Source organism: Frankia sp. AgB1.9 (assembly GCF_016786355.1).
GTDB lineage: Bacteria > Actinomycetota > Actinomycetes > Frankiales > Frankiaceae > Pseudofrankia.
Genome location: NZ_JADWYX010000259.1, coordinates 1 through 1,602 on the forward strand (window position 1 = coordinate 1; position 1,602 = coordinate 1,602).

Genomic DNA, 1,602 nt, shown 5'->3' on the forward strand with positions numbered 1-1,602 from the left:
CGGGCCGCGCCCCGGGGGCTTCAGCCGACCGGATTTTGGCGGGGGGGGGGCGGGGGGGGGGGGGGGGGGGCGCCCCCCACGGCGCGCCCGGCTGGTTTTCGTCCGAAGTCGAGGCGAGCGTCGGCGACACCCGTGGCGTTACATTCATACATGTCCGTTATGTGTGTGTGACGGGTCACAGGGAACCACGGCCGTGGCGGCGGGTGGACGCGACCGACTGGCTGGAATTTCCCAGTACACGGATGTCGCCCGCCCACTGACGAGGAGCCCTTGTGATGGCCACCAACAACACTCGCAACATTCTGGACGGCATCTCAATAGACCAGCGGCTGTCCACCGCCAGGGCCGAGCTCAGCCGCATTATCGTCGACCGCCTGACCGAGGAGATCGCGGTTTACGGCACCCTGCCGGCCGAGGAGTTACGCGGCGAGATCACGCGCATCACCGCCGCGAACATCGGAACATTCATCGACATGGCCCGCGACCCCGAGGCGCCGTCGGCCCGCCAGGTCGAGATCATCAGGGAGTCCGCCTCCCGCCGGGCGGAGGAGGGTGTCCCCCTCGAGGCAATCCTGCGCGCGTACTTCCTGGGAACCGAGATCTGCGCCGAGCGCATCCTGGCCGACACCAGTCCCACCGACCTCGCCGAGGTGACGGCGCTGCACCGTCGGCTGCTGCGCTTCCTGCGTATGACCACGACCGTCATCGCGAACGTCTACCTGTCCGAACGGCAGGCCACGTCGGGAAAGAACGACCGCGACAGCCGCGCCGCGATGCTTTCGGCGCTGCTGAACGAATCCCCTGAGATGGCCGAGACGGCCGCGCGGGCCGGCATCGCCCTGCCCGCCTGCTACCTCGCGATGAGCATCGCCGTGTCCAGGCATCCAGACGAGCAGACCGCCGGAACCGACCCGGCGATCGCCGGTCGTCGCAAGATCCGCCGCATCCGCGCCGCGATCGAGCGCCACGCGTCACCCAGCGCGCTGTGCAGCCTGTCCGGCGACCAGGGCATCGTGCTGGTTCCCTCGTCCACGGCGGCGGCCGACCTGAGTGCCGCCGACTGGCGCCAGATGTCCGAGCTGGTCGAACGCCTGCGCGACGCGGCCGGCGCCGACATCATCGCCGGGCTCGCCGCCGCCGAGCCGGTCTGCGTGGCCGCGGCCGCCAGGCTCGCCGCCGAGATCCGCCAGGTCGCCGAGACCTCCGGCCGCCCGCCCGGCGCCTACCGGCTCGTCGACGTGCTCGTCGAGTACCAGCTGACCCGACCGGGGCCCGCCCGCGACCACCTCGCCGACCTGCTCCGGCCGATCCGGGACCGACCCGACCTGCTCACCACCCTGCGCACCTACCTCGCCTGCGACCTCGACCGCAGGAAGACCGCGACCCGGCTGCGCATCCACCCGAACACGGTCGACTACCGGCTGACCAAGGCGGCCACCCTGACCGGTCTCGACCCGACCCGGGGCACCCACCTCCCGACCATCCACGCCGCGATCGCGGCCCACGACTCCCGCGGCGCGCACCCGGGGACTATCTCGGTAACGGTGTTTCCGGCTGATTTGATCTAGTAGGTCTCGGCGGACGGCCAGCGGTCACTGAACG

Annotated in this window: 1 protein-coding gene; it reads left to right on the forward strand. The window is 70.9% G+C overall.

The annotated features are described in order from the left end of the window. Positions 1–275: 275 nt before the first annotated feature. Positions 276–1,568, forward strand: a complete 1,293-nt coding sequence (locus I6A60_RS40975; protein ID WP_203023790.1) for a CdaR family transcriptional regulator — start codon at positions 276–278, stop codon at positions 1,566–1,568. Positions 1,569–1,602: the final 34 nt, after the last annotated feature.

What these genes read in the sequence shown, in the direction of transcription:
- I6A60_RS40975 (WP_203023790.1), top strand. Translation starts at nt 276, where the DNA reads ATGGCCACCAACAACACTCGCAACATTCTGGACGGCATCTCAATAGAC.